Source organism: Laceyella sediminis (genome assembly GCF_003003125.1).
GTDB lineage: Bacteria > Bacillota > Bacilli > Thermoactinomycetales > Thermoactinomycetaceae > Laceyella > Laceyella tengchongensis.
This window is the reverse complement of record NZ_PVTZ01000033.1, coordinates 1-2,392: the sequence shown is the minus strand read 5'-3', so window position 1 is coordinate 2,392 and position 2,392 is coordinate 1. Positions and strand designations below refer to the sequence as shown.

The window sequence follows — 2,392 nt, the reverse complement described above, 5'->3', positions numbered from 1 at the left end:
GTCTGGTGATGATGGCGGAGGGGATCCACCCGTTCCCATACCGAACACGGAAGTTAAGCCCTCCAGCGCCGATGGTACTTGGGCTTAAGCCCTGGGAGAGTAGGTCGTTGCCAGGCCATAATAGACCCCCACTTCAGCATGAAGCGGGGGTTTTCATATGAAAACCATATGATGCAGTAAAAGATGGCTTTCAGAGACAAATGGAATAGACCACAATCACTACTGTATCATCGATCGGAAATCGTTGATCTGGCTATGGAAATTGGCAATCCACACATTTAAAATCGGTATAATATTTTTTATTATAACACTTTAACTTATCTACTTGTCAGATTGATAGATCCATGTTAATATAACAGAGTCGCTGTTGATTGAGATAATAATTTCCAGCGAAGGAAATAGAAGGGATTTAATTTGGCCCGTTGGTGAAGCGGTTTAACACACTAGCCTTTCACGCTAGCATGCAGGGGTTCGAATCCCCTACGGGTCACCAAACTTGGACGCTTAGCTCAGCTGGGAGAGCATCTGCCTTACAAGCAGAGGGTCGGCGGTTCGATCCCGTCAGCGTCCACCATAAGGAGCTGTGGTGTAGAGGCCTAACATGCCTGCCTGTCACGCAGGAGATCGCGGGTTCGAATCCCGTCAGCTCCGCCATCTTACTTGGCGGCCGTGGCGAAGTGGTTAACGCACCGGATTGTGGCTCCGGCACTCATGGGTTCGATTCCCATCGGTCGCCCCACTTCACAGTTACATACCAAATGGCTCGGTAGCTCAGTCGGTAGAGCAGAGGACTGAAAATCCTCGTGTCGGCGGTTCGATTCCGTCCCGAGCCACCATCTAGTTTTCGATTTGATACGGTAAAAAATCCGTCTGAACCCCTACTTTATCCGTGTGCGTTTGCACGGCGGAAAGGTAGGGGTTTTATTATGGTAGAAAAGCCTCCGATACCTTCGATACGACGCGAAAATGATTGTGATGAAATTTTCTACGAGGTCGGCACAAAGTACAGAAGATAATTAAAATTCGATGCGGTCGCCTTCTATGAGGGTGACCGCTTGATTAAGTATAATGGTATAAAATTCAAAAGGGGATGAGCAATTGAAAAAACCATTGGTTGACTTCGAAGCGTTTCTAATGGGTTTAAAACCTGCTTTGTACGGAACTACTGCTTCACCAAATTACATGGCTAATTTCCACTTATTAGAGCGTTATCCATGTGTTACGAAAGGGATAAACCAGCACAACGATGCCGAGTTTTTTCTTTTTTTTCAATCGGAACAGATGAAAGAAGATTTTCTAAAAAAGCTTGCTAGCGTAGAGCACCTTTCTCCTGAATTCCATGAATTATTAGGTTTAACTCTTGGCTACCCGCCGTTAGCGGTGAAACATTTTGTGAAGTGTCGCCGATTAGAAGGGGAAAAACGCATGAACGAATACGAGGAACTGTTTAAACACAAAGTATCCTTCCTCTATTCTGGCATCCGATGCGGTGGACACGTTAATGATTTGGTAGAAAATAGCGTTTGGCTGTGGGAACGGTACTACATTAAGGATGAGCCGTTTAAAATCGGAATGATTGAGGGAGACGTTATAAAGTATTATGAAGTCAAGCCGTTTGACTTCGACGGGCTAGAGCGAGTGAGGAAACGGAAACTTGACCTCATAAAATAAGAGGAAACCACTATATAAAAGCCAGTGTGCGGCTTTATTTTTTTGACTACCAGGGCTAAAAACGTAAAATTAACCATTAAAGACCGTGTGCACGTTTTTAAGTAGGAGATGAAACGAACGTGGAAACTGTTGAGAACCCTGGTATTTTGATGGCTTGGTAGCTCAGTCGGTAGAGCAAAGGACTGAAAATCCCCGTGTCGGCAGTTCGATTCCGTCCCGAACCACCAGTAAGCAAATAGACACTGATTAATGTCCCTGATGATCCATGTGCGAGTGCACACTGGATCGTAGAGGTTTTATAATGGGCTTGTATCTGCTAGTGACTTGGCCGAACGTGTTTATTTAAATCGCGTATAAAACGAATGGGATAAAGGAAAATATATTTAATAAAAGTATTGACTTATGATATGTATAAAATATGTATAAATGATAAAATTATATTTATAGACGCAAGAGCGGTACAAAATGAAATGAAGCGTTCCTTGAAAACTAAAGAGTGACAACGTGACCTGTTAATTCGATGAAACACTTAACACTTTAGTGTTTAGTGTTTCACAACTCCGCGAGCTTTGCTCGGCGGAGTATCAACTTCGAGCATAGACTCAAACCTCAGTTTCACACTTCGATGTGAAACCTTTAACGGAGAGTTTGATCCTGGCTCAGGATGAACGCTGGCGGCATGCCTAATACATGCAAGTCGTGCGGGGGTCTCCGGACCCTA

The 2,392-nt window shown here is 44.2% G+C and carries 1 protein-coding gene, 5 tRNA genes and 2 rRNA genes; all 8 read left to right on the top strand.

From position 1 onward, the window contains the following. The first annotated feature begins 1 nt into the window (after position 1). A 5S ribosomal RNA gene (gene rrf / locus CLV36_RS16790) occupies positions 2-116 on the top strand. Between the two features lie 300 nt (positions 117-416). Then, positions 417-493, top strand: a tRNA-Glu gene (locus tag CLV36_RS16785). Between the two features lie 5 nt (positions 494-498). Further along, positions 499-574, top strand: a tRNA-Val gene (locus tag CLV36_RS16780). 3 nt (positions 575-577) lie between these two features. Next, positions 578-654, top strand: a tRNA-Asp gene (locus CLV36_RS16775). A 9-nt stretch (positions 655-663) separates the two neighbouring features. Then, positions 664-739 (top strand) — tRNA-His (locus CLV36_RS16770). Positions 740-760: 21 nt separating this feature from the next. Next, positions 761-836, top strand: a tRNA-Phe gene (locus CLV36_RS16765). A gap of 262 nt (positions 837-1,098) precedes the next feature. Next, a complete protein-coding gene (locus tag CLV36_RS16760; RefSeq protein WP_102992696.1) occupies positions 1,099-1,671 on the top strand; it encodes a hypothetical protein in 573 nt (190 codons plus the stop codon). Positions 1,672-2,307: 636 nt separating this feature from the next. Next, positions 2,308-2,392: ribosomal RNA gene (locus tag CLV36_RS16750) — 16S ribosomal RNA — on the top strand; the annotation flags it as partial.